This window comes from Bradyrhizobium sp. MI1.3 (assembly GCF_055811695.1).
On sequence record NZ_JBVVPQ010000275.1, the window covers coordinates 1 to 396 of the forward strand.

Sequence of the window (396 nt, forward strand, 5' to 3'; positions counted from 1 at the left end):
CATCGGTCGAGCGGCGGCGCCGGTGGTCGCAGGATGAGAAGGAACGGCTTGTTGCAGCATCGCTCGAGCCCGGAGCCAGTGTTTCCGAGGTGGCTCGCATGGCTGGCCTTCATGTAAGCCAGCTGTTCAGGTGGCGCAAAGAGCTTTGCAAGCACAGTGAAGCGAGTATAGCGCCGTTCGTGCCGGTCGAGATTGGGCCGTCTGTGCCGCCGCGGGAGGTGGCCGAAGCGCCACTAACGACGACGGCGGCGCGTCGACGGAAGAGCCTGGGCATCATCGAGATAGATCTTGGTAGCGGGCACCGCATCCGGGTCGATGACGACGTTGATGGAGACGCACTACGTCGCGTTCTCGATGCTTTGGTACGCCGATGATCCCGGTTCCGACGGGCGCACG

General features: G+C 63.6%; 1 protein-coding gene. It reads left to right on the plus strand.

Annotated elements, in window-relative coordinates:
• Positions 1-374, plus strand: a 374-nt coding sequence (gene tnpA / locus AC0L3A_RS41010; protein WP_473256617.1) for an IS66-like element accessory protein TnpA, incomplete at its 5' end; no start/stop codon positions are given.
• Between the last annotated feature and the right edge of the window lie 22 nt (positions 375-396).